Annotated in this window: 25 protein-coding genes; 15 read left to right on the top strand and 10 right to left on the bottom strand. The window is 65.5% G+C overall.

Translation table 11 applies throughout. The features are described from left to right. Positions 1 to 85 precede the first annotated feature (85 nt). From B2585_RS07500 to secG, 6 genes are all read right to left on the bottom strand, one after another. Entirely contained in the window at positions 86 to 817 is a 732-nt protein-coding gene (locus B2585_RS07500) for a transporter substrate-binding domain-containing protein (protein WP_292021582.1), read from the bottom strand. 23 nt (positions 818 to 840) lie between these two features. Next, positions 841 to 1,620, bottom strand: a complete 780-nt coding sequence (locus B2585_RS07495; RefSeq protein ID WP_292021581.1) for an ABC transporter ATP-binding protein — start codon at positions 1,618 to 1,620, stop codon at positions 841 to 843. A 132-nt stretch (positions 1,621 to 1,752) separates the two neighbouring features. Beyond that, on the bottom strand, positions 1,753 to 2,190 hold the full coding sequence (locus B2585_RS07490; protein ID WP_292021580.1) for a TerB family tellurite resistance protein: 438 nt from the start codon (positions 2,188 to 2,190) through the stop codon (positions 1,753 to 1,755). Positions 2,191 to 2,370: 180 nt separating this feature from the next. Further along, on the bottom strand, positions 2,371 to 2,664 hold the full coding sequence (locus tag B2585_RS07485; RefSeq protein WP_292021579.1) for a DUF1330 domain-containing protein: 294 nt from the start codon (positions 2,662 to 2,664) through the stop codon (positions 2,371 to 2,373). Beyond that, positions 2,664 to 4,307 (bottom strand): CTP synthase, encoded by a 1,644-nt coding sequence (locus B2585_RS07480; RefSeq protein ID WP_292021578.1) that lies wholly within the window; start codon positions 4,305 to 4,307, stop codon positions 2,664 to 2,666. Before B2585_RS07480 ends, B2585_RS07485 begins: the two co-directional genes overlap by 1 nt. A gap of 219 nt (positions 4,308 to 4,526) precedes the next feature. Beyond that, the gene (gene secG / locus B2585_RS07475; RefSeq protein WP_292021576.1) at positions 4,527 to 4,922 is read right to left on the bottom strand and encodes a preprotein translocase subunit SecG; all 396 of its coding nucleotides are present in this window, start codon (positions 4,920 to 4,922) and stop codon (positions 4,527 to 4,529) included. A 189-nt stretch (positions 4,923 to 5,111) separates the two neighbouring features. Between secG and B2585_RS07470 the strand changes: the two genes are divergently transcribed. Both B2585_RS07470 and B2585_RS07465 read left to right on the top strand, forming a co-directional pair. Then, a complete protein-coding gene (locus tag B2585_RS07470) occupies positions 5,112 to 6,407 on the top strand; it encodes an adenylosuccinate synthase (protein WP_292021574.1) in 1,296 nt (431 codons plus the stop codon). A gap of 28 nt (positions 6,408 to 6,435) precedes the next feature. After that, positions 6,436 to 6,666: a DUF2842 domain-containing protein gene (locus B2585_RS07465; protein ID WP_292021572.1), complete on the top strand. Its 231-nt coding sequence runs from the start codon at positions 6,436 to 6,438 to the stop codon at positions 6,664 to 6,666. Between the two features lie 42 nt (positions 6,667 to 6,708). On the opposite strand, the gene B2585_RS07460 is transcribed toward B2585_RS07465, so the two are convergent. Beyond that, complete coding sequence (locus tag B2585_RS07460; protein WP_292021570.1) at positions 6,709 to 9,144, bottom strand: hypothetical protein; 2,436 nt, start codon at positions 9,142 to 9,144, stop codon at positions 6,709 to 6,711. Between the two features lie 255 nt (positions 9,145 to 9,399). On the opposite strand from B2585_RS07460, the gene B2585_RS07455 reads away from it, so the two are divergent. Further along, a complete protein-coding gene (locus tag B2585_RS07455; RefSeq protein ID WP_292021568.1) occupies positions 9,400 to 10,032 on the top strand; it encodes a thiamine diphosphokinase in 633 nt (210 codons plus the stop codon). 2 nt (positions 10,033 to 10,034) lie between these two features. Here the strand turns inward: B2585_RS07455 and B2585_RS07450 are convergent, their stop codons facing one another. Continuing rightward, the gene (locus B2585_RS07450; protein WP_292021567.1) at positions 10,035 to 10,388 is read right to left on the bottom strand and encodes a YbaN family protein; all 354 of its coding nucleotides are present in this window, start codon (positions 10,386 to 10,388) and stop codon (positions 10,035 to 10,037) included. Positions 10,389 to 10,575: 187 nt separating this feature from the next. Between B2585_RS07450 and rpiA the strand changes: the two genes are divergently transcribed. The 6 genes from rpiA to B2585_RS07420 all read left to right on the top strand — a co-directional run bounded on the left by rpiA (position 10,576) and on the right by B2585_RS07420 (position 17,049). Further along, positions 10,576 to 11,358: a ribose-5-phosphate isomerase RpiA gene (gene rpiA / locus B2585_RS07445; RefSeq protein ID WP_292021565.1), complete on the top strand. Its 783-nt coding sequence runs from the start codon at positions 10,576 to 10,578 to the stop codon at positions 11,356 to 11,358. Positions 11,359 to 11,605: 247 nt separating this feature from the next. Then, the gene (gorA, locus tag B2585_RS07440) at positions 11,606 to 12,964 is read left to right on the top strand and encodes a glutathione-disulfide reductase (RefSeq protein ID WP_339718218.1); all 1,359 of its coding nucleotides are present in this window, start codon (positions 11,606 to 11,608) and stop codon (positions 12,962 to 12,964) included. An 87-nt stretch (positions 12,965 to 13,051) separates the two neighbouring features. Next, entirely contained in the window at positions 13,052 to 14,215 is a 1,164-nt protein-coding gene (gene hflK, locus B2585_RS07435) for an FtsH protease activity modulator HflK (RefSeq protein ID WP_292022768.1), read from the top strand. Next, entirely contained in the window at positions 14,215 to 15,267 is a 1,053-nt protein-coding gene (gene hflC / locus B2585_RS07430) for a protease modulator HflC (protein ID WP_292021560.1), read from the top strand. The genes hflK and hflC overlap by 1 nt, the downstream gene beginning before the upstream one ends. Beyond that, positions 15,264 to 15,449: a DUF2065 domain-containing protein gene (locus B2585_RS07425; protein WP_292021558.1), complete on the top strand. Its 186-nt coding sequence runs from the start codon at positions 15,264 to 15,266 to the stop codon at positions 15,447 to 15,449. Before hflC ends, B2585_RS07425 begins: the two co-directional genes overlap by 4 nt. An 82-nt stretch (positions 15,450 to 15,531) precedes the next feature. Then, a complete protein-coding gene (locus B2585_RS07420) occupies positions 15,532 to 17,049 on the top strand; it encodes a Do family serine endopeptidase (protein WP_414674048.1) in 1,518 nt (505 codons plus the stop codon). A 78-nt stretch (positions 17,050 to 17,127) separates the two neighbouring features. Here the strand turns inward: B2585_RS07420 and B2585_RS07415 are convergent, their stop codons facing one another. After that, a complete protein-coding gene (locus tag B2585_RS07415) occupies positions 17,128 to 17,319 on the bottom strand; it encodes a DUF1127 domain-containing protein (RefSeq protein WP_292021551.1) in 192 nt (63 codons plus the stop codon). 318 nt (positions 17,320 to 17,637) lie between these two features. Between B2585_RS07415 and ruvC the strand changes: the two genes are divergently transcribed. The 4 genes from ruvC to B2585_RS07395 all read left to right on the top strand — a co-directional run bounded on the left by ruvC (position 17,638) and on the right by B2585_RS07395 (position 21,137). Continuing rightward, a complete protein-coding gene (gene ruvC, locus B2585_RS07410; protein WP_292021549.1) occupies positions 17,638 to 18,144 on the top strand; it encodes a crossover junction endodeoxyribonuclease RuvC in 507 nt (168 codons plus the stop codon). Further along, complete coding sequence (ruvA, locus tag B2585_RS07405) at positions 18,141 to 18,809, top strand: Holliday junction branch migration protein RuvA (protein WP_292021547.1); 669 nt, start codon at positions 18,141 to 18,143, stop codon at positions 18,807 to 18,809. The genes ruvC and ruvA overlap by 4 nt, the downstream gene beginning before the upstream one ends. Before the next feature lie 78 nt (positions 18,810 to 18,887). Beyond that, entirely contained in the window at positions 18,888 to 19,916 is a 1,029-nt protein-coding gene (ruvB, locus tag B2585_RS07400) for a Holliday junction branch migration DNA helicase RuvB (RefSeq protein ID WP_292021545.1), read from the top strand. Between the two features lie 54 nt (positions 19,917 to 19,970). Further along, on the top strand, positions 19,971 to 21,137 hold the full coding sequence (locus tag B2585_RS07395) for a M20 aminoacylase family protein (protein WP_292021544.1): 1,167 nt from the start codon (positions 19,971 to 19,973) through the stop codon (positions 21,135 to 21,137). Positions 21,138 to 21,416: 279 nt separating this feature from the next. Here B2585_RS07395 and moaA read toward each other — a convergent pair whose 3' ends face one another. Further along, the gene (moaA, locus tag B2585_RS07390) at positions 21,417 to 22,427 is read right to left on the bottom strand and encodes a GTP 3',8-cyclase MoaA (RefSeq protein ID WP_292021542.1); all 1,011 of its coding nucleotides are present in this window, start codon (positions 22,425 to 22,427) and stop codon (positions 21,417 to 21,419) included. Positions 22,428 to 22,511: 84 nt separating this feature from the next. Here moaA and B2585_RS07385 point away from each other — a divergent pair, with 84 nt between their 5' ends. Continuing rightward, complete coding sequence (locus tag B2585_RS07385; protein WP_292021539.1) at positions 22,512 to 22,967, top strand: D-galactarate dehydratase; 456 nt, start codon at positions 22,512 to 22,514, stop codon at positions 22,965 to 22,967. Then, complete coding sequence (locus B2585_RS07380; protein ID WP_292021537.1) at positions 22,964 to 24,574, top strand: AMP-binding protein; 1,611 nt, start codon at positions 22,964 to 22,966, stop codon at positions 24,572 to 24,574. The genes B2585_RS07385 and B2585_RS07380 overlap by 4 nt, the downstream gene beginning before the upstream one ends. The last annotated feature ends 8 nt before the right edge of the window (positions 24,575 to 24,582 follow it).

Raw genomic sequence — 24,582 nt, 5'->3', positions numbered from 1 at the left:
CGGGGCAGGTCGCGTGGTGCGCCTGAGTGTGTGTCGGCTGTCTCTGTCATGGGGTAGGGCGGCCCGAAGGCCGCCCCGGCCTCGATCAATACGGGCCTTCCATGCCGTCGAACCATTTCTCGATGAGTTCGTTCACGGTGCCGTCTTCTTTCAGCGAGGCGATCGCCGCGTCGAGCTTGTCCTTGAGCTCGGTGTCGCTCTCGCGCACGCCGATCCCGATTCCGCCGCCAAGCATGACGTCTTCGCCGGCGAACATCAGATCGCCGTCTTCAGCAACGATGGGTTCGAGGAACGATTTGTCGGCGAGTACGGCATCGGCTTCGCCGTTCTTCACGGCCGCGATGGTTTCGTCGGGCGTAGCGAACTCGATAAGCTGGGCACCTTCGATCGAGGCGACGTGACTGGCCTGGATGGTGCCGGTCTGTGCCGCGATCACGCCGGTGCCGTCAAACGCGTCGGACGTGGCGACGAACGAGGACGGGTCCGGCGGGAAGTAGGCCTCGGTGAAGTCGATGACCTCATCGCGTTCGTCGGTGATCGACATGCCCGCGATGATCGTGTCGTAGTTGCTGGAGACGAGGTTCGGGATAATCGAATCCCACTCGTTCGTGACCCATTCGCAGGTCAGTTCGGCGGTTTCGCAGATCGCGTCGCCCAGTTCACGCTCGAAGCCGTCCACTTCGCCGTCGTCATTGAGGAAATTGAACGGAGGGTAAGCGCCCTCGGTGCCCATGCGCACGGTCATGGCGTGGCTTTCGGCCATCGCGGTCCCGGCGGTCAGCGCGAGGGCTGCGGCGGTGAGGATCAGTTTCTTCATGTTATTGCTCCCATGTTGAGTGTTCAGGCCGGAATGGTGGCAGACAGAAACTGCTGCAACCGCTCCGATTTCGGGTTGGAGAAGAGCTCCTTGGGTGGCCCTTCTTCCTCGATCTTTCCCTGATGGAGAAAGACCACGTGATCGGCCACATCATGCGCCATGCGCATGTCGTGGGTCACGACGATCATGGTGCGCCCTTCCTGGGCGAGCGCCTTGATGACACGCACGACCTCCTGCTCGAGCTCGGGGTCGAGCGCGGAGGTGGGTTCGTCGAACAAAAGCGCCTTGGGCTCCATGCACAGCGCCCGCGCGATGGCGGCGCGCTGCTGCTGACCGCCCGAAAGCTGGGCTGGGTAGACATCGCATTTGTCGCCGATGCCGACCTTGTCGAGATAGCCGCGCGCGGCCTCCTCGACCTCACGTTTCGGGCGCCCCAGCACCGTGACGGGGGCCTCCATGACGTTCTCGAGGATCGTCATGTGGGACCAAAGGTTGAACTGCTGGAACACCATCGACAGGTTCGTCCGGATGCGCGTGACCTGCGCCCGGTCGGCCGGCCGGCGGTTCTGTCCCGTGCCATGCCAGCGGATCGGCTCACCCTCGAACAGGATCTCGCCGGACTGGCTGTCTTCGAGCAGGTTGCAGCATCGCAGAAGCGTCGATTTTCCCGAGCCGGACGAGCCGATCATCGAGATCGCGTGACCACGAGGCGCCGCGAGGCTCACCCCTTTCAGCACTTCGAGCGCTCCAAAGCTCTTGTGCAGGTCGTTGATTTCTATGACGGCTGGTTCTGTGTTCTGCACGGGATTTGATCACATCGCTTTCGATCACCGAGTAGGGACGAAAACCTGTTTGTTTGCAACGGTAGATTGCCGGTGACAGGTGCCGCGCCGCGCTGCCGTTGGGTCAGGTGCCGCGAAAACGGGCAGGCCGGATCAGCCGGCCGCCTTTTGCCGCGCGATGTGGGAATCGCGGTCGGAGATGCCCAGGAACTTGGCGATCAGACGCATCAACGCGTCTTCCTCGTCCGCCCGGTCCCCATCCGCCAGAACCACGCGCCACGCGGCGGCGACCACTTCGGTCCGGTCCTCGTAAGGCACGGCGCTCTTGATCGCTTCGGTGAAGCGGACAGTGTCGGGGGCCTGCGACTCAAGCTCCTCGGCGTGGAACATGAGGTCCTGGGCCAGTTCCGGCGTAAGGTCGTAGCGTTCGGCCACGATCTCGCGGATCTGGTCCTGCTCGGTCGTGTCGTATTGTCCGTCCGATTTCGCAATCCGCACGAGAAGCGCGGTCAGCGCGACGCGGGCGTCGGCGTCGGGGAGGTCATCGGGCTTTTCGGACCCGAAGAGCGAATTGAGAAGCTTGTCCAACATTCTTCCGACATAGGCCGACTCGCCACCGCTTTCCAGCATCAACGCCGCTTTCGCGAAAATGTGCGCGCTGGCGCGCGCGCAGGTTCAGCCCGGACCCGCGTGCGCGGGCCCGTGCGACTGGCGAAGGGACGCTGCCCGCGCGCGCTCCCCCGAATTATTTCTAAAGCAGAGAAGTGTGCCTTAACCCTCGTAACCCTCGGCGATCACGAGGTCGCCGTCCGAGACCGGGTCGCGCAGGGCTTTGGCCGCCTGGTATTCCGCGCTGTCGTAGCAGGCCAGCGCATCGGCGTAGCTCGGAAATTCGATCACCACGTTGCGCGAGCGCGACGTGCCCTCGGCCGTGCGGAAGTCGCCGCCACGCACGAGGAACCGCGCGCCGTATTTGGCGAAAGGCGCGGCATTGGCGGCAATATAGGTCTTGTAGATGTCCAAGTCGGAAACATCGACACGGGCGATCCAGTAGCCTTTGGCCATCAGACGAGCCTTTCCTGTTCGATGGCCGCGCGAACGAAATCGGCAAAGAGCGGCGCGGGGGCGAAGGGTTTGGACTTCAGTTCGGGGTGATACTGAACCCCGATGAACCACGGATGGTCCTTCCATTCGACGATCTCGGGCAGGCGGCCGTCGGGCGACATGCCGGAAAAGACGAGGCCTTTGTCTTCGAGCTCATCGCGATACTTGATGTCGACCTCGTAACGGTGACGGTGGCGCTCCTCGATGGTCGTCGTGCCGTAGACCTCGGCTACCTTGGAGCCTTCCGCGAGCGTTGCCGTATAGGCACCAAGCCGCATGGTGCCGCCTTTGTCGTCCGAGACCTTGCGCTTGACCGTGTAGTTGCCCTGCACCCATTCCTTGAGGTGGTAAACAACGGGCGTAAAACGCTTTTTCCCGGCCTCGTGGTCGAATTCCTCGGACCCGGCATCCGCAAGGCCGACCACGTTGCGGGCCGCCTCGATCACCGCCATCTGCATCCCGAGGCAGATGCCCAGGTAAGGCACCTTGTGCTCACGGGCGAACTTGGCCGCGCGGATCTTGCCCTCCGTCCCACGCTCGCCGAAGCCGCCGGGGACGAGGATCGCATGATAGCCTTCAAGGTGCGGGGCCGGGTCTTCCTTTTCGAAAATCTCGGCATCGACCCATTCGGTCGTCACCTTGACCCGGTTGGCCATGCCGCCATGCGTCAGCGCCTCCTTGATCGACTTGTAGGCGTCCTCGAGCTGAACGTATTTACCGACGATGGCGATCTTCACCTCGCCCTCGGCGTTGTGGATGCGGTCCTCTACATCCTCCCAGCGGGTCATGTTGGGGGCCGGGGCCGGGCTGATCTGGAAGGCGTCGAGCACGGCCTGGTCCAGCCCCGCGCGGTGGAACGACATCGGCGCCTCATAGATCGACTTGAGGTCATAAGCCGGGATGACGCTGTCGGGGCGCACGTTACAAAACAGCGCGATCTTGGCGCGTTCTTTTTCCGGGATCGGGTGCTCGGCGCGGCAGACCAGCACGTCGGGCGCGATGCCGATGGAGCGGAGTTCCTTGACGCTGTGCTGCGTGGGTTTCGTCTTCAACTCGCCCGAGGCCGCCAGGTACGGGAGCAGCGTGAGGTGCATGAAGATGCACTGGCCGCGCGCGCGTTCCTGGCTGAACTGACGGATGGCTTCGAAGAAGGGCAGCGCCTCGATATCGCCGACGGTGCCGCCGATTTCGCACAACATGAAATCGACCTCGTCGTCGCCGATCCCGATGAAGTCCTTGATTTCATTGGTGACGTGCGGGATCACCTGGATCGTCTTGCCAAGGTAGTCGCCGCGCCGTTCTTTCTCCAGCACGTTGGTGTAGATGCGGCCCGAGGACACGGAATCCGTGGCCCGCGCGGCAACGCCGGTGAAGCGTTCGTAGTGGCCCAGGTCGAGGTCGGTTTCCGCCCCATCATCGGTGACGAACACCTCGCCATGCTCGAAGGGCGACATCGTGCCGGGGTCGACGTTCAGGTAAGGGTCCAGCTTTCGCATCCGGACGGAAAAGCCGCGCGCCTGTAGCAAGGCGCCGAGCGCCGCAGCGGTCAGGCCCTTGCCGAGCGATGAGACCACGCCGCCGGTAATGAAGATGTAACGTGCCATGTAAGGGCTGCCCCCGTGATTTTGGTTGGATGCGGTGCGCTTCGTCCGGCCGGGGCCGGATCAGAAAACCCATCATCACGGGATTTCGGAATAGCCGATTCCCGGGCTTGTGGCAAGCAAACCGCAATATGATGTGGCCGGTTTTTCCGGCGTATCAACAGGTTGTAGTGTGGTGCGAAGACACCCCGCCCGAGGCCGGGCGAGGCGGCGGGGCCGTGGTCAGTCTGCGCGCGGCGGCGCGGCGGGCGCGTCCGTCGGCTGATCGTCTGACGAGGACGGCATCATGTCGGTCACGTCCGGCAGGGCCGGGGTCGCGGGCGCGGCGTCGCCGTCATCGGCGGCAGGCGCGGAAATCAGGTCGGTTACCGAGCTGTCGGCAGAGTTCTGCGCCGAGATTATCGTCAAGGCGAGTGAGCAGGCCAGAAAGGAAATACCCAGAACCCAGGTCAGTTTCGACAGGGCCGTCGCGGCGCTGCGGGCGGACATGACGCCGCCGCCACCGCCACCACCGCCGCCACCCATGCCGAGCCCGCCGCCTTCGGAGCGTTGCAGGAGCACGATGCCGATGAGTGACAGTGCGAGCAGGAGAAGGATGACGAGAAGGACGTTTTCCATGGGTCTTCCGGTGGCCTTTCGGTGCCAGTGTTCCGATGCGGCTATCTAGGGTGAACGGGGCGCGGTCGCAACCCCAAAGCCCGACTTCGGGCAACCTGAATGGCAATCGGGCACCGGGGCGGTGAATTGTCTTTCACCCGCCCGCCGGCTTGGGTATACGGGCGCGGGTTTTCCAGATCGAGGATAAGCATGGCCAACGTAGTCGTCGTGGGCGCCCAGTGGGGCGACGAGGGAAAAGGCAAGATCGTCGACTGGCTGTCCGAGCGGGCGGATGTGATCTGCCGGTTTCAGGGCGGTCATAACGCGGGCCATACGCTCGTCATCGACGGGACAGTCTACAAGTTGCACGCGCTGCCCTCGGGTGTCGTGCGCGGCGGCAAATTGTCGATCATCGGCAACGGCGTCGTTCTGGACCCGTGGCACCTGCTGGGCGAGATCGAGACGATCCGCGCACAGGGGGTGGAGATTACGCCCGAAACGCTGATGATCGCCGAGAACACGCCGCTTATCCTGCCGTTCCACGGCGAGCTTGACCGTGCGCGGGAAGAAGCGGCCTCCAAGGGTACCAAGATCGGCACGACCGGGCGCGGAATCGGACCGGCCTATGAGGACAAGGTGGGGCGCCGGGTGATCCGCGTGGCCGACCTTGCCGACGACGCGACGCTGGAGGCGCGGGTCGACCGCGCGCTTCAGCACCACAATCCGCTGCGCAAGGGACTGGGCGTCGAAGAGGTCGACCGTGAGGCGCTGATCGAGAAGCTCAGGGACATCGCGCCGAAGATCCTCGAATACGCGGCCCCCGCATGGAAAGTGCTCAATGAAAAGCGCAAGGCGGGCAAGCGCATCCTGTTCGAAGGGGCGCAGGGCGCGCTTCTCGACATCGACTTCGGCACCTATCCCTTCGTGACCTCGTCCAACGTGATCGCGGGGCAGGCGGCGACCGGCGTGGGCGTCGGTCCGGGCGGGATCGACTATGTGCTCGGCATCGTCAAAGCCTACACCACCCGCGTGGGCGAGGGGCCGTTCCCAACGGAACTCGACGACGCGGATGGTCAGCGGCTGGGCGAGCGGGGGCATGAGTTTGGCACCACCACGGGGCGCAAGCGGCGCTGCGGCTGGTTCGACGCGGCGCTCGTGCGCCAGACCTGCGCGATCTCCGGCATGAACGGCATCTGCCTGACCAAGCTGGACGTCCTCGACGGATTCGAGACGCTCAAGATCTGCGTGGGCTATGACCTTGACGGCACCATGCTGGACTACCTGCCCACGGCCGCCGACCAGCAGGCGCGCTGCGTGCCGGTCTATGAGGAAATGTCCGGCTGGAGCGAGTCGACCGAGGGCGCGCGCAGCTGGGCCGACCTGCCCGCCGAGGCGATCAAGTATGTGCGCCGGGTCGAGGAGCTGATCGGCTGCCCCGTCGCGCTCCTGTCCACCAGCCCGGAGCGTGAAGACACGATCCTCGTCACCGATCCGTTCGCGGACTGAGCGCGTAACCGATCCGAAAGGAGGCGTCATGGCCCTCTCTCTGAAAGCCCGCAAGCGTTGGTCGCTGGTCGTTCTCGTGATCGGACTGCCGCTCTACATCGTCGTCGCGGTCAGCATCGTCGCGCTGATCCCGCGGCCGCCGATCCTCGTTGAACTGCTGATCTTCGTGGTGCTCGGCTTCGCATGGATCTTGCCGTTCAAGAAGCTCTTTACCGGCGTGGCGGCGGCGCGTCCCGAAGACGACGAAACGGCGGAGTGATCTCTCACCCCGCCGTTGGCAGCGTCTCCCCCCGGAGGCGCGTCACTCGTAGTAAAGGCTTTCCTCGGTCAGCACGAACTGACCGCGATCGACCTTCTGGATCTGACCGGCCCGCATGAGCTGACCGAAGCTCGCCAGCGCATCCTCGCGCGACGCGCCCGGCGTCACGGCGAGCGCGAGCGAGATGATCTGCGGGCGGGTAGCCCAGGGGCGGCCCACTTCCTGGGTCACGAAAGCGGCGGCTGCCTCCAGCGCATCCTCAATCCCCTCGACACCGAGATCGGCTGTAAACGCGCGAAAGCCCGTGGTCATGTTGTCGGAGGCCGCTTCGCCGGCATCCTCGGCCACGTCTTCCTGGTCGACCTGTTCCTCCATCGCGAGGTTTGACTTGCCGACGCGGCGCGGGCGCACAGGGCGCACGGGGCGGGCCGGCTGGCTCACGGTCGCAGCGGGGCGCGAGGGTTGGACGCCCTCTTCCTCTGCCTCGGCCGGCTCGTCGACGCGCTGCTCGGAGACGAGCACCAGCGGCGCGAGGCGGCGCTTGGGCTTGTCCGCATCCGCCTGCGGGCGGCGCGGACGCACCACGCGGGCGAGGTCGTCACGGTATTCGTCGTTCTTGAGCGGCGTCGGGTCGATGGAATCGAGCGCATCGCTCACCTCGTCGCGATCGGCCCGCGTGGCCTGAACGGCGGCTTTGAGGTGCTGGATCGCATTGCGGCGGCGCGAGCTTTCGCCGGTGGCGAGCTGGTCGTTGGTCTTCTCCAGAATTCGGTCGATCGCGCGGTCGGTTTCGCCCATGTCGACATCGTCGAAGGCATTGCGCTGCGGCTTGCGGTCACCGTGGATGCGGTCTTCCGGCTCCTCTTCCGGAGCGATGTCGAGCGCACCTGCGGTTTCGACGGCCTCGAGCGCGTCTTCTTCTGCGACCTCGGGAGCCGCCTCATCGGCATCGGCCGCGCGTTCTTCGGTGAGGTCGGCTTCAAGATCGCCGCGCTCGATGGCGTCACGCGATTCGCGCTCGACTTCGGCGAGTTCGGCGGCCAGATCAGCTTCGGCATCGGGGTCGAGCGTGCTTTCGCCGGGAACGGTGAAGTCGTCCTCGTCCGGGTCATAAGGCTCTTCGGTCGGGGCCGCGACGGCTTCGTCGTCGGTCTGAACCGGCGCTTTCGGCGCTTCGTCGCGACCGAACGGGCGTCGCACGCGCACGACGCGGGCGACGGGGCGGCGCTTGGGCGCTTCCTCGGGCTGCGCGTCGGTCTCGACCGGGGCCGCTTCGGCCTCCGGTTGATCGTCGGCTTCGCTGTCTGCCTCGACGGTCGCAGCCTGCTGGTCTTCCTCGTCGGCCGGGGCCTCCTCGGCCACATCGTCCGTCGCGGTGTCGGCCGATGCCGCGTCTTCTTCGGGCGTTTCCTCTTCGGCGGAACCTGCGGCAACTTTGTCCAGAAGCGCGCTCAACGATGCGTCATCGTCTTCGTCGTCATCATCCGTCGCTGCCGCGTCGGCAGCAACAGGGGCCGCACCGGTATCGTCGGACGCAGTGGCGTCGACATCCGATTCGTCCTCTTCCTCGGCGATCAATGCCTGTTCGAGGATATCGTCGAGCGCATCGTCATCGTCGCCCGCGTAGAAGTAATCTTCGGCGTGCTCGTCCTCGGAATAGTCGTCGCCACCCCGGTCCGTATTGTCGACGACCGCGTGGATGCGGCGAATACGGTCGGTGACGGTGCCGAAGTCGGTCTGGCCTTCGTCGTCTTCCCCGTCGGTCTCGTCGCGGCGGGCCTCCGCTTCGGCTTCATCTTCGGCCCGGCGGGCCTGAGCTTCGGCCTCGGCGGCGGCACGGCGGCCTGCCGCTTCTGCTTCCGCGGCCGCACGACGTTGTTCTTCGGCGTGTTCAGCTTCGCGCTTGGCTTCTGCCTCGGCCTCGGCGGCCAGCTTGGCTTCGGCTTCCGCGTCGGCTTCCCGCTGTGCTTGCGCCTTTTCTTCGGCAATACGCGTCGCTTCGGCTTCCGCCTCGGCAGTCCGAGCCGCTTCTGCCTCTTCGGTGGCCTGACGTTCGGCTTCGGCTTCCGCCTCTTCCTCAGCAAGCCTGCGTGCTTCGGCCTCGTCTTCCATGGCCTGCTGCGCTTCGGCTGCGGCCTCGGCGGCTTCTTCCTCGGCGGCGCGGCGTTCTTCGGCCTCGCGCTCGACCTCGGCAGCCTGGCGCTCCGCTTCCGCTTCGGCGGCTTCGCGGCGCGCCTCGGTGGCCGCGTCATTATCCTTGACGGCCGTCGTCCCGGCGAGCAGGCCGGTCAGCAGCAGATCGTCGTCAGAGGTCTGGCGCAGCACGACACCATGCTCGCTCACCTTCGCCTCGACGCGACGCTTGATCTCGCGTTCGGCGATCTGGTGGAGCATCTCGGCATCCGGCTGCGGGGGCTCGGCCCCGAAATAGCGGTCATCCGCCGCAAGGTCGCGGAAGTACTCGGCGATGGACTTCATCGTCGAGAACGGGTCATCAAATCCTTCAAGCGTACAGCTGAAGGTCCCGTATGATACAGTGAGGATCCTGCTCGAACTCACCATGTCTGACTCGCTTTCTCCCCCGATCCAGCAGGGACTGGTTTACCATGCCCTGTCCTGCGAAATTGCACAAAACCGCGATATTGACGGTATTTTTTCGGGACCGAAATGTGGATAGTTTCTGATATGGATACAAATGGGGCCATTGTTCCCGGATTTGCACCCTTTGGGGAAATGGTGACCCTCCTGGGCGGAGGTGACCTCGCCCCCGGCACCGTCACCCGACTCATGGCGCGGGCGCCGAATCTGGTCGTCTGCGACGGGGCCGCGCGCGCTGCGCTTTCCATGGGACACAAACCCGCGGCGGTGATCGGCGATCTCGACAGTCTGGACGCGGACACGCGCGCGGCCCTCGACCCGGACACGATTCACTACATCGACGATCAAGACACGACCGACTTCGACAAGGCGCTGGTGAACATCGACGCGCCGCTCATCCTCGGCGCGGGATTCATGGGCAAACGGCTGGACCATGAACTTGCCTGCTACAATGCGCTCGTGCGCTGGGACCGGCGTTGCATCCTCGTGGGTGACCACGACATCTGCTTTCACGCGCCGAAACGGGTGACCCTCGAGCTGCCTGAAGGCACGCGGGTCTCGGCCTTTCCCATGGACGAGCTCCGGGTCAATCTGCGCGGTCTGGTCTGGTCGCATGAGGATATCCTCCTGTCGCCGCTGGGCCGGGTCGGCACCTCCAACGCGGCCGCCGGGCCGGTCGAAATCGAAAGCTCCGGCCCCGGACTGCTCATCATACTCCCCGCCGAACACCTCGACGCCGCCATCGCAGCCTGCCTTGCCATGCCATAAAGTCAATCGGGGCGCGTGAGGATGAACAACGCGGCACCGCCCATGCACACCGCCTGCACGGCGATCAGCGCGGGGCGCAGGCCCAAGAGCACAGACAATAGCAGTAGGGCGGCCATCATGGATACCGCCAGCACCTTCGCCTTTCGCGAAATCGCACCCCGCTCCTCCCAGTCGCGGATGGGCGGACCGAGATGGGCGTGATCGATCAGCCAGGCCCGGGTCCGCGGGCTGCCCTTTCCGAACGCGAAGGCCGCGACGAGCAGGAACGGCGTCGTCGGAAGCCCGGGAACCACCACGCCGATGGCGCCAAGGGCGAGCGCGGCCCAGCCCAGTGCGAGATATCCGATCCGTTTCATGGCCTGACCCTAGCTGCTCCGGGTTTCCAATTCCTTGGCGTGCGCCGTCGGAGTCCCGGCGACGGCCCCGCGACAATGCCTCTGGTCGCGCCGGGGAACAAGCGCGGTCGCCGGGCCGATTGACCCTCGCGAACGGCGGAGCGATTGCCTATAAGGCCGGGAAACCGATCATTTTGCAGGTCTGCCCATGTCTTCGAACCTCTCGCCCATCGACACCGCCAAGTTCGTCGCCGCCAAGCGCGCGGTCGATTTCATCGAGGACGGGATGCGCGTGGGACTTGGGACCGGCTCTACCGCTGCCTGGATGGTGCGCTGCCTCGGGGAACGCGTGCGCGAGGAGGGGCTCAAGATCTCCGGTGTGCCGACCTCCACCCGCACCGCCGAGCTTGCCCGGCAGGTGGGCATCAAGGTCGTCTCTCTGGATGAGGCGCGCTGGCTGGACGTCACCATCGACGGGGCGGACGAATTCGACGCGGACCTCAACCTCATCAAAGGCGGCGGGGGCGCACTGCTTCAGGAAAAGATCGTGGCGACGGCCTCGGACATGATGATCGTCATTTCGGATTCGTCCAAACAGGTCGAACACCTCGGCGCCTTCCCCCTGCCGGTCGAGATCATCCCCTTCGGCTGGCAGACATCCAAGGCGCTGCTCGAAGAAACGCTCGCCTCGCTCGACGTGCTGGGCCAGTCGGGCACCCTGCGCATGAACGGCGACTCCCCCTATGTCACGGACGAGGGCAACCATATCGTCGACCTGCACTTGCAACGCATCGGCAATCCGCGCCAGCTTTCCATGGTCCTGAACCAGATTCCCGGCGTGGTGGAGAACGGCCTTTTCATCGACATCTGCGACAAGGTCGTCATCGGCCATCAGGGCGGCAGGGTCGAGGTGATCGACATCAACGAGGGGACCCATGACGAGGGGCTCATCGAGTTCGCCGAAACCGACAACCTCTTCACCGACATCTGATCCCCCGGTCTTTCCGGTCGGCAAATATCCCGGGGGTGTGCGGCCTGCCCGCAGGCCGCGAGGGGGCTGGCCCCCTCCGCTGCGATGGCCTGCCGCAAGGCAGGGCGGCGCAAATCCTGTGCGGGCGTGAGCCCGCGCCATTGTGCAACGCTTCACACCCTGACGTGACCGGACGCTGCGCCGCGCCCGCTGGCATCCCGGGGATTTGTGTGGAATATCCACCCCGGACGGATCGGAAGGGATGACCATGAGCACATTCGACTACGACCTTTTCGTGATCGGCGGCGGCTCCGGCGGTGTGCGGGCAGGCCGGGTGGCCGCCGAGAGCGGCGCGCGCGTCGGGCTGGCCGAAGAGTTCCGCATGGGCGGGACTTGTGTGATCCGGGGCTGCGTGCCCAAGAAGCTGATGGTCTTCGCCTCGAAATTCGGTCCCGCCGCCGCCGAGGCACGCGATTTCGGCTGGGACATGCCCGACGGCAGTTTCGACTGGTCGGTGTTTCGCCCGAAGCTCCACGCTGAACTCACGCGGCTCGAAAACATCTACCGCACCAACCTCGCTCGTCCCGGAACCGAGATCCATGATGCTCGCGCGGTGCTCAAGGATGCGCATACGGTCGAACTGTCCAACGGCAGGACCTTCTCGGCCAAGCATATCCTCGTCGCGACCGGCGGTCGGCCTTTCATTCCCGACCTGCCCGGGGCGGAGCTGGGGATCACGTCGAACGAAATCTTCAATCTCGACCGGCTGCCGGAGAAAGTCCTGATCCTCGGCGGCGGCTATATCGCCTGTGAATTCGCCTGTATTCTCAACGGTCTGGGCGTGCATGTCACGCAATGGCACCGCGGCCCCCAGATCCTGCGCGGCTTCGACGACGAGGTGCGCGGGCACATTGCCGAGATCATGCTGGCCCAGGGGATCGACCTGCGCGTCGGCGTCAGCCCCCGTGAATTCGAGCGTGCCGAAGGACGCATCCGGGCCCGCGGTACGGACGATCACAAGGTGATGGTGGACGAAGTGCTCTGGGCCACGGGGCGGGTGCCCAATTCCGATGGTCTCGGCCTCACCGACCTTGGCGTCGAATTGGGCGAAAGTGGCGAGATCGTGGTGGACGATTATTCCCAGACTTCCGTTCCCTCGGTCTTCGCGATCGGCGACGTGACGAACCGCATCGCGCTTACCCCGGTCGCGATCCGTGAAGGCGCCGCCTTCGTCGAAACCGTTTTCAAAGGCAACCCGACCAAGCCCGACCACGAACTCGTAGCCTCGGCCGTCTTCACCCAGCCGGAATACGGCACCGTCGGTCTCACCGAAGAGGGCGCGCGGGCGCAGGAGAAGATCGACGTCTATTGCGCCACGTTCCGCCCGATGCAAAAAAGCTTCATCGACCGGGACGAAAAGGCGCTTTTCAAGCTTATCGTGAGCCAGGAGAGCCAGCGCGTACTCGGGTGTCACATCGTCGCGGACGGGGCGGGGGAGATGATCCAGCTCGCCGCCGTCGCGGTGAAGATGGGCGCGACCAAGGCCGATTTCGACCGCGCCGTCGCGGTGCATCCGACGATGGCCGAGGAAATCGTGCTGATGAAGACCCCGGTCCGTGCGGACTGAACCAGATAGATAACCCGTGATCCGGGTTGAAAAACAGGTGTTCAAGCGCCAGTTATGACCGGACAGTTTTTGGAGGATTTCACACACATGGCCAGCGACAGCGGCGGACCTTGGGGCGGCGGTGGAAACCGCGGCGGACAAAACGGCGGATCGAACGGCGGTGACGACCGTGGCCAGAGGGGCGATGACCGTCGCCCCGGCCAGCAGGGCGGCAACATGCCGGAGATCGACGATCTCATGCGGCGCGGACAGGAGCAGCTTCGCGTCCTGATGGGCGGCAAGGGCGGCTCGAACAGGGGTAACGGGGGCGGCGATGGTCCCTCGGGCCCACGGTTTTCGCGGGGGACGATCCTGATCGTGCTGGTCGCAGCCGTGGCGCTGTGGCTTTTTGCGAGCTTCTACCGCGTCGACACGTCCGAGCAATCGGTCGAGCTTCTCTTCGGTGAACGCTACCAGGTCGGGACCGAGGGTCTGAACTTCGCGCCCTGGCCCGTGGTGACCAAGGAAATCTACCCCGTCACCCGTGAAAACACCGAAGATATCGGTGTGGGCCTCGACGAAGGGCTGATGCTGACCGGCGACGAGAACATCGTCGACATCGACTATCAGGTCGTCTGGAACATCGGCGACGTCGAGAAATTCGTGTTCAACGTGGCCGATCCGGTCAACACGATCCGCGCCGTGTCGGAATCGGCGATGCGTGAGATCATCGGTCGTTCCTCGCTTGCGCCGATCCTGAACCGCGACCGGGGCATCATTGCCCAGGAGCTTCAGGAACTGATCCAGTCGACGCTCGACAGCTACGAGTCGGGCGTGAACATCGTGCGTGTGAACTTCGACCGGGCCGACCCGCCGCGCGAGGTCATCGACAGCTTCCGCGAAGTGCAGGCGGCTGAACAGACCCGCGACACGCTGCAATCCCAGGCCGACGCCTACGCCAACCGCGTGGTCGCGGAGGCCCGCGGTGAAGCTGCGCAGACGCTGGAACAGGCCGAAGCCTACCGGGCGCGTGTCGTCAACGAAGCCGAGGGTGAAGCGTCTCGCTTCGTCGCGGTCTACGACGAATACGCCAAGGCACCGGAGGTGACGCGCCGTCGTCTCTATATCGAAACGCTTGAGCGGGTTCTGAGTGATGTCGACAAGATCATCATGGACGATGCCGTCGGCGGCGAGCAGGGCGTCGTGCCCTATCTCCCGCTGAACGAGTTGCGCCGCAACTCCACCAACACCAATACCGGGGGGTCGAACTGATGCGTCGTTCCTACGTCATTCTCGGGATCCTGGCCGTACTCGTCTTCATCGGCCTGAATTCCTACTACATCGTCGACGAACGCGAAAAGGCGCTGCGCCTTTGGTTCGGTGAGGTTACGGCCGAAATCGGTGAGCCCGGCCTGTATTTCAAAGTGCCGGTGATCCACGAGATCGCCAAGTACGATGACCGCATCCTGCCGCTCGACACCGAGCCGCTCGAAGTCACCCCGGCGGATGATCGTCGTCTCGTCGTGGACGCCTTCGCGCGCTGGCGCATCACCGATGCCACGCAGTTCCGCCGTGCGGTGGGCGCGTCGGGCATTTCGGGCGCCCGCAGCCGTCTGGAGCGCATCCTCAACGCCGAGCTTCGCGAAGTGCTGGGTGGTGTGCCGTCCGACGCCGTGCTCTCGGTCGATCGTGTGTCGCTGATGAACCAGATCCGCGACCAGTCGCGGGACGAAGCCGACGCGCTCGGTATCCGGGTCATCGACGTGCGCATCAAGCGCGCCGACCTTCCCGACCAGAACCTCGAGGCGACGTTCGAACGGATGCGCGCCGAGCGTCAGCGGGAAGCGGCAGACGAGATCGCGCGTGGTAACGAGGCCGCGCAGCGTCTTCGTGCACAGGCCGACCGGACCGTGGTGGAAACCACGTCGGAAGCGCAGCGGGAAGCCGACATCATTCGCGGTGAGGCGGATGCGCTGCGGAACGCGATCTATGCCGAAGCCTTCGGCCGCGATCCGGAGTTCTTCGCCTTCTACCGGTCAATGAGCGCCTACGAGCGGGCCATTCAGGGCCGGAACTCGACGCTGGTGATCTCGCCCAACAGCGAGTTCTTCAACTACCTGAAGTCCGACACGTCGGCCCAGATCGCGCGCAGTGCCGGGCAGCTCCCGGCGGTCCAGACCGACACGGCCGAGGACAGCTCGACCGACGCCGGTCCTGTCATCGAGGTTCCGGATGCGGGGCTGCCTGACAGCGCTGAAACCGAAACCGACACCGGCGGAAGCGACACCACCGGCGCAGCGGACACCCAGCCCGCCGACGAATGAGCTGGCTCTTGCTGGGTCTTGGCCTGGCCCTCGTGATCGAGGGCCTGGTCTTCTTCTTCCTTCCCGGCAGGCTCGAAAACCTGCTGGAAGCCATCGCCACCATGAGCCGCGACCAGCGGCGCATGGTCGGCCTTGTGGCCATCGGGGTGGGCGTTGCGATGGTCTGGATCGTCCAGGGATGATCGGCAACGCCCTGCCACGTCACGGCGGCGTGACGGCTCGTGGTCAAGATTGCGTTGCACGACCGGGCTCCTATCTGGAATGATGGTCGAAACGTCCGGCAGGATTTCAGAGGAGACTGCAGTGAAAGCGCAGGCAAGGGTTTTGACCCGAACGAACCCCAGATTTATCGCAACCCTTTTCGCCGTCATGGCCGCCATCGTGCTCGCCGCGACGCAGCTCGCGACGGCCCAGACCCGCCCGACGAGCTTTGCGGACCTCGCCGAGAAGGTGAGCCCGTCGGTGGTGAACATCACCACCGCCACGGTCGTTTCGCAGGACACGGGACCGTCACCGATGGTGCCCGAAGGCTCACCGTTCGAAGATTTCTTCCGCGATTTCCTTGAGCGTGACGGCGAAGGACAGCCGCCCCGCACCCGCCGCTCATCGGCGCTGGGTTCCGGCTTCGTGATCTCCGAGGACGGCTACATCGTCACCAACAACCACGTCATCGAAGGCGCGGACGAGATCGTCATCGAGTTCTTCGGGGACCGGGGCGAGCTTGACGCGACCGTCGTCGGCACAGACCCGAACACCGACATCGCGCTCCTCAAGGTCGAAACGGACGAGCCGCTTCCCTTCGTGCCCTTCGGCGATTCGGACGCGATCCGCGTGGGCGACTGGGTCATGGCGATGGGCAACCCGCTGGGGCAGGGATTCTCGATCTCCGCCGGGATCATCTCGGCCCGTGGACGGGAGCTTCAGGGCACCTATGACGACTTCCTCCAGACCGACGCGGCGATCAACCGGGGCAACTCGGGCGGCCCGCTGTTCAACCTCGACGGTCAGGTCGTCGGCGTGAACACCGCGATCCTGTCGCCCAACGGCGGCTCCATCGGCATCGGCTTCGCAATGGCCTCGAACGTCGTGACCAAGGTTGTCGATCAGCTTCAGGAATTCGGCGAGACGCGCCGCGGCTGGCTTGGCGTGCGCATCCAGGACGTGAGCCCTGACGTGGCCGAGGCGATGGAACTCGACAGCACCGCAGGCGCGCTCGTCACCGACGTGCCGGACGGCCCGGCCAAGGACGGCGGCATGGAAGCGGGCGACCTCATCCTCAGCTTCGCCGGTCAGGACGTCGCCGACACACGCGAGCTCGTCCGCATCGTCGGCAATTCCGGCGTGGGCGAAACCGTGCGCGTCGTCGTCCTGCGCGATGGCCAGACCCAGACGCTCAAGGTGGTGCTCGGTCGCCGGGAAGAGGCACTGGCAGCCGATGAAAGCGCGGGCGGTGATGAAGACACTCCGGCCCCTGACGTGGAGCAATCCACGATCCTCGGCCTGACACTTTCGGAAATGACCGATGAACTGCGCGAAGAACTCGGGCTGGACGCCGGCGCCGAAGGCCTCGTCGTCGTCGCGGTCGAGGGCGACAGCCAGGCTGCCGAGAAGGGTATCGTCGAGGGCGACGTGATCACCGAGGCGGGCCAACAGCGCCTGTCGTCGATTTCCGACCTCGAGGAGCGGATCGAAGCGGCCCGCGATGGGGGACGTCAGTCGCTCCTCCTGCTCGTGCGGCGCGGCGGCGATCCCCGCTTCGTGGCGTTGCCGGTGGACGAGTAACCAAAAAAAAGCCCCGCCGGAAATGCGGCGGGGCCTGAAAAGGCCGTCCTTCGGGGCGGCCTTTGTCGTCTCGGGGGGTCAGCGCATCATGAACACGTCGAGGCGCTTCACACCGATATCCGTGAGTTGCGAGTCGGTGAGGGTTTCCAGCTTGCGACGGGTGGCGCGGCGGGCACGGCGGCGCTCCAAGTCGATGCGGAAGTCGGCGACGAACCGGATAACGCGCGAGACGTGACCGGCGAATTCGTAGGTGGCGGTTCTTGCAGCCATATCTGCGCTCCTTGCTTAAGTATTGGGCGACAGAGAATCCATCGCCTCAGAACTGGTGCAGATAGGGACAAACCGGTCCGGGCACAAATGCAGTTCTTGCATGGGTTCTCTGCCGGGTGTGCATAGCTTAATATCCGCTTAACCATTTGAAATATTTTCGGGAATCCGGACGCACAAAAGCGTCGGTTTCACGCTTTCCGAAGTCGTTTTCCGTCCGGAAATCAGCAAGCGGAACTCCGCTGTCGAAGTATTCATCTTGGCAGATGTTCGCGTTTCGTGCTAATTTTTGTCAAAAGCAGAACAAAAGGGGCGGTCAAAATGCGGGTTTTGGGCATCGACCCGGGGCTGAGAAACCTCGGCTGGGGCGTGATCGATGTGTCGGGCAGCAGAATCAGCCATGTCGCGAACGGGGTCTGTCACGGCGAGGGCACGGCACTTGCCGACCGCCTTCTGGCGCTGTTCGACGCGCTGAGCGACGTGGTCGCCCGTTTCGCGCCCGATACGGCGGCGGTGGAGCAGACCTTCGTGAACAAGGACGGCGCCGGCACCCTGAAACTCGGTCAGGCGCGCGGGATCGCGATGCTTGTCCCGGCCCGGGCGGGACTCAGCGTCGGGGAATATGCGCCCAACACGATCAAGAAGACCGTGGTCGGCGTGGGTCATGCCGACAAGCGCCAGATCGACCACATGGTGCGGCTGCAACTGCCGGGTGTGGAGCTTGCCGGTCCGGACGCGGCGGACGCGCTGGCCATCGCTCTGTGCCATGCCCACCACGCGCGGGCGGGCGACAAGCTCGCTGCCGCCGTGGCGAAGGTGCGCGCATGATCGGAAAGCTGTCGGGCCGGATCGACTACAAGGGCGACGATCACGTTCTGATCGACGTGCGCGGGGTCGGCTATATCGTTCACGTCTCGGACAGGACGCTCGCGAGCCTGCCGGGGCCGGGCGAGGCGGTGGCGCTCTACACGGACCTGATCGTGCGTGAGGATCTGATGCAATTGCACGGGTTCCTGTCGCTCACCGAAAAGGAATGGTTCCGCCTTCTGATGACCGTGCAGGGGATCGGGGCCAAGGCCGCGACCGCCATCCTCGGCGCGCTCGGCGCGGACGGGGTGAGCCGGGCCATCGCTCTGGGCGACTGGAACGCGGTGAAGGCGGCAAAGGGGCTGGGGCCCAAGACGGCGCAACGGGTGGTGAACGAGCTCAAGGACAAAGCCCCGACCGTCATGGCGATGGGCGCAGGCGCTGCGCCTGTGGCGGATGACGTGACCCTCGTGGAAAGCGACGACCCGGTAACGGCCCCGATGGCCAGGCCCCGGCCCGCGTCCGCCAACACCGCGCAGCAGGAGGCGCTTTCGGCGCTCGCCAACCTTGGCTACGCGCCGGGCGAGGCGGCCAGCGCGGTGGCGACAGCTCTGGGCGACGCCCCCGATCTGGACACCTCCGGCCTGATCCGCGCGGCCTTGAAGCTGCTTGCGCCGAAAGGGTAGGGAAGGTGAGGCTCATCCACCCTCGGGGTGTCTTCGCCCGGCCCCGGGCGATGAGCCGCTGCACAGCGAGCGAAGAGCATGACCGAGCCTGACCCCACCCTGCGCCCCGAGCCGATGGCCGAAGATTTCGACCGCGCGCTGCGCCCTCAGACGCTCGATGATTTCATCGGTCAGGCCGAAGCGCGCGCGAACCTCAAGGTGTTCATCGAAAGCGCCCGGCGCCGAGGCGAGGCGATGGATCATGCGCTGTTTCACGGTCCCCCCGGTCTGGGCAAGACCACGCTCGCCCAGATCATGGCGCGCGAACTGGGCGTGAATTTTCGCATGACCTCGGGCCCCGTGCTGGCGAAAGCGGGCGATCTGGCGGCTATCCTCACTAACCTCGAAGCGCGCGACGTGCTGTTCATCGACGAGATTCACAGGCTGAACCCTGTGGTCGAGGAGGTGCTTTATCCGGCGATGGAGGATTTCGAGCTCGACCTCGTCATCGGTGAGGGGCCTGCGGCGCGCACCGTGCGCATCGAGTTGCAGCCCTTTACGCTGGTGGGCGCGACCACTCGGCTGGGCCTATTGACGACGCCGCTGCGCGACCGGTTCGGCATCCCGACGCGGCTCCAGTTCTACACGGTCGAGGAATTGCACCGGATCGTCACCAAGAACGCGCTCAAGCTGAACGCTCCGGCCGAGGACGAAGGCGCGCTCGAGATCGCCAAGCGGGCACGCGGCACGCCGCGCATTGCCGGGCGGCTGTTGCGCCGGGTGGTGGACTTTGCCGTGGTGGAAGGCGATGGCCGGATAACGCGGGCGATCGCGGACAATGCTCTCACCCGCCTCGGGGTGGATCATCTCGGGTTGGACGGCGCCGACCGGCGGTATCTGAAACTGATGGCCGAGCACTACGGCGGCGGTCCGGTCGGGATCGAGACGCTTGCGGCGGCGCTGTCGGAAAGCCGGGACGCGCTGGAGGAGGTGATCGAGCCGTTCCTGCTGCAACAGGGGCTGATCCAGCGCACGCCGCGGGGCCGGATGCTTGGCCATCTGGCGTGGCGGCATCTGGGCCTGGACGCGCCGCGCGCGCCGGGGCAGGGCACGCTGTTCGAAGACTGAGGGCGCTTGACTGTCGCCGGGTCCGGGCACAGATTCCGTGCAAAGGAGACCCTCATGCCCATCAAGAACCGCTTCGCCGAACTGCACGGTGACATCACCGCGTGGCGACAGGACATCCACGCCAATCCCGAGCTTCTGTTCGACACCCACCGCACCGCCGCGCTCGTGGCCGAGAAGCTGCGCGCCTTCGGCTGTGACGAGGTGGTCGAGGGGATCGGGCGCACCGGGGTCGTGGCGGTCATCAAGGGCAAGACCGACACCAGCGGCAAGGTGATCGGGCTGCGCGCCGACATGGACGCGCTGCCGATCAAGGAGGCGACGGGGCTGCCCTATGCCTCCGGCACCGAGGGCAAGATGCATGCCTGCGGACATGACGGCCATACCTCGATGCTGTTGGGGGCTGCGCAATACCTTGCCGAGACCCGGAATTTCGACGGCACCTGCGTGGTGATCTTTCAGCCTGCCGAAGAGGGCGGCGGCGGCGGGCGCGAGATGGTCGAGGACGGGATGATGGACCGCTGGGGCATTCAGGAGGTCTATGGCATGCACAACTGGCCCGGCGTGCCGGTGGGCGAGTTCCAGATCCGCGCGGGCGGGTTCTTTGCGGCCACCGACCAATTCGACCTGACGATCGAGGGCAAGGGCGGCCACGCTGCCAAGCCGCACGAGGGGATCGACCCGACGGTAGTGGCGAGCCACGTGATCGTCGCGCTCCAGACCATCGCGAGCCGCAACGTGGACCCGGTGAAGCATGTGGTGGTGAGCGTCACGACGATGCAGACGGATGGCGACAGCTACAACGTCATCCCGCAGCGGGTGCATATGAAGGGCACGATCCGCACCCATGACGCCGATGTGCGCGAGGCCGCGCCGGAACGGGTGCGCGCGCTGGCCGAGGGGATCGCCGCGGGCTTTGGCGCGCGGGCCGATTTCACATATCTGCCGGGCTATCCGGTCATGGTGAATTCCGAGGAACAGACCGTGTTCGCCGCCGAGGTCGCAAAGTCGGTCACGGGGCAGGAGACGGCCGAGGCCGACCCGATCATGGGGGGCGAGGATTTCGCCTATATGCTGGAGGCGCGGCCGGGGGCCTATATCCTCGTCGGCAACGGTGACACCGCGCCGGTGCATCACCCGGAATACAACTTCAACGACGAGGCGATTCCGGCGGGCTGTAGCTGGTGGGCCGAAATCGTGGAACGGCGGATGCCGGCGGCGTGAGACTGGCCTTGCGCTGGGAAACGGAGTGCGGCCGGCGCCGCACGCTTTATTCTGGGGAAGGGTGGCTCCGGCTCACCAAAGCGAAAGACCTTTCGCTCCTGGATCCGTCGTCACCTGATCCTTGCCTGCCACCGCCGCGTTCGCCGCTCAAGAGAAATAGCCGTATCCCCGGCAAGCCGGGGGCCCTCGGCGATTTCTCTGGATCGTCGCCCACGTCGTCGGCCGTCCGGTCTCAGGCGACGGCGGCTCCGAAGCGAAAGGCAGGGTCTGGCGTTGGCGTCAGCCGCCCGTGTGGCTCATGTGGCGTGAGACCTGACCATCGGCGCGTTGGCGCGAATAGTCGAAATCGTGGCCCTTGGGCTTGCGCGTGATGGCCTCGCGGATCGACGCGACGAGCGGTTCGTCGGTCTCGGGGTGATCGCGCAGGGGCGTGCGCAGGTCGGCGCGGTCTTCTTGGCCCAGGCACATGTAAAGCTCGCCGGTGCAGGTCATGCGCACGCGGTTGCAGCTTTCGCAGAAATTATGCGTGAGCGGCGTGATGAAGCCGATCTTCTGACCCGTCTCCTCAAGCCGGACGTAGCGGGCAGGGCCGCCGGAGCGTTCGGCAAGGGGCGTGACGGTGTAGCGTTCTTCGAGCTTGTCGCGCAGGTCGGTGAGGGGCCAGTATTGGTCCAGCCGGTCCTCGTTGCCGATGTCGCCCATCGGCATGACCTCGATCCATGTCAGGTCCATGTCGCGTTTGGCGCACCATTCGGTGAGGTCGAAGAGTTCCACGTCGTTGAAGTTCTTGAGCGCGACCGCGTTGATCTTGACGCGCAGCCCTGCCTCCTGTGCCGCGTCGAGGCCGCGGATGACCTTGGACAGGTCGCCGCGCCGGGTGATGTCGGCGAATTTCTGCGGATCGAGGCTGTCGAGTGAGATGTTCACGCGGCGCACGCCGGCGTCGTGAAGCTCGCCCGCGAAGCGTTCGAGTTGCGAGCCGTTGGTGGTGAGTGTCAGCTCGTCCAGCGCGCCGGAGTCGAGGTGGCGCGACATGGCGCGGAAGTATTCCATGATGTCACGGCGCACGAGCGGCTCGCCCCCGGTTATGCGCAGTTTGCGCACGCCCAGGCCGATGAAGGCCGACGAGACGCGGTCGAGTTCCTCGAGCGTCAGAAGTTCCTTTTTCGGAAGGAACGTCATGTTCTCGGCCATGCAATAGGTGCAGCGGAAATCGCAGCGGTCCGTCACCGACAGCCTGAGGTAGCTGATCGGGCGTTGGAACGGGTCGATAAGAGGTGCGTCGGTCATGGGAAGAACGTAAGGATGGCCGGGCGCCGGGGCAAGCGCTATCGGGTCTTGTGAGCCTGCGCGCGATCCGCGTAGGATCGGCCCATGAAACGGTTTGTTCTGATTGCTTTACTGGGGCTTGGGGCCTGTGCAGACGGTCCCGCGTTCCTCCAGCCTGCCGCGAATGTGAAACCGGCGGACAGCGTCGTGACCACCCCTCCGCCACCACCGGACGCGCGCACCGAGGATGCCTTCGACACCACGACAGACGAAGAGCGGGCGGCGGCCGTCGCGATACCGGAGCCTGCGGGCGAGCGGTCGCTCGGCACCACGGTCGCCACTTTGGGCAGCCCGACGGAGCCGGGGATCTGGATGGAAACCCCGCTGGTGTCGTCCGTGACGCAGGGGCGGGTCGAGGCGGAGAACGGCAAGTCCGTGAGCCTCGAACTCAGGCCCATCGACGGGCCGGCCACGGCGGGAAGCCGCATTTCCCTGCCGGCGCTCAGGCTGCTCGAGGTCGGGCTCGCCGGGCTCCACACGCTGACCGTCTACGCGAAATGACCGCGCGCCGGGTCGTCGGTGATCCGGGCGACTGGGCCGCGCTGCGGCGGGCGTTTCGCTGGAACATTCCCGATGATTTCAACATGGCCGAGGCGTGCTGTGACAGCTGGGCGCGCGCGGAGCCGGAGCGCGTGGCCTTCACCCATGTCGGTGAGAACGCGCGCGACTGGACCTATGGCGCATTGCGCGACGCGTCGGACCGGCTGGCGGGGGTCTTTGCGAAAGCCGGGCTGGGGCGCGGCGACCGGGTGGGCGTGCTGCTGGGCCAGTCGCCCGAGACGCTGATCGCTCATCTCGCGACGTGGAAGCGGGCCGCGATCTCGATTCCGCTGTTTTCGCTTTTCGGGCCCGATGCGCTGGCCTTCCGGCTGGCTGACAGCGGGGCGAAACTTGTCGTGACGGACGCCGCCGGGGCCGAGAAACTGGCCGCGATCCGCGGTGACCTGCCGGATCTCGAGGCGGTTTTCGTGGTCGATGGGGGCGACGGTCGCGATTTCTGGGCCGAGATCGAGGCCGCGCCACCGGCTCCGCCGGAGCCGGTCGGGGCCGAAGACCCCGCCGTCATCATCTATACCTCCGGCACGACGGGACCGCCCAAGGGCGCGCTTCATGCGCACCGGTTCCTGATCGGGCATCTGCCGTCGATCGAGCTGCATCACGAAGGCTTTCCGCAACCGGGCGACGTGGGCTGGACGCCCGCCGACTGGGCCTGGATCGGCGGGCTCATGGATATAGCGATGCCCTGCCTTTACCACGGTGTGCGCCTCGTCTCCTGCCGGATGCGCAAGTTCGACCCGGCCGAGGCCTATCGCCTTATTGCAGAACAAAAGGTGCGCAACCTGTTCCTGCCGCCAACGGCGCTCAAGCTGATGCGGCAGGCGGAAATCCCCGAAACGGTAAGCATACGCACCATCGGGTCCGGCGGCGAGGCACTGGGGGCCGATCTGCTCGACTGGGCGAAACGTGCGTTCGGGGTCACGATCAACGAATTCTACGGCCAGACGGAGTGCAATCTGGTGCTGGCCTCCTGCGCCGGTTCGATGGAGGTGCGCCCGGGCAGCATGGGGCAGGCCGTGCCCGGGCACGAGGTCGCGGTGATCGACGGGGCGGGGCAGGAGGTGGCACCGGGCACCACGGGCGAGATCGCGGTGAAGCGGCCCGACCCGGTGATGTTTCTGGGCTACTGGAACCTGCCGGAGAAGACAGCCGAAAAGTTTACCGGCGACTGGATGCGCACCGGCGATCTTGGCGTGATGGACGAAGACGGCTACTTCACCTACGTGAGCCGGGATGACGACGTGATCTCCTCGGCAGGCTACCGGATCGGGCCGACCGAGATCGAAACCTGCCTCACCGGCCACCCGGATGTGGTCATGGCCGCCGCCGTAGGTGTGCCGGACGAGACGCGGGGTGAAGTGGTGAAGGCTTTTGTCGTGCTGCGCAGCGGGGTTGCACCGGATGGTCTGGAGGCCGCCTTGATCCAGCGGGTGCGCGACAAGGTCTCGCCGCATGTCGCGCCGCGCAGCGTGGCCTTTGTGGAAGAGTTGCCGATGACCGCCACCGGCAAGATCATGCGCCGCAGCCTGCGCGACCCCGGTGCGCGATGAGCGGTGTC

The sequence above is a fragment of the Maritimibacter sp. UBA3975 genome (genome assembly GCF_002384975.1).
Taxonomy (GTDB): domain Bacteria; phylum Pseudomonadota; class Alphaproteobacteria; order Rhodobacterales; family Rhodobacteraceae; genus Maritimibacter.
Note: the sequence above shows the minus strand (reverse complement) of the source record. Positions and strands in the feature narration are given on the sequence as shown.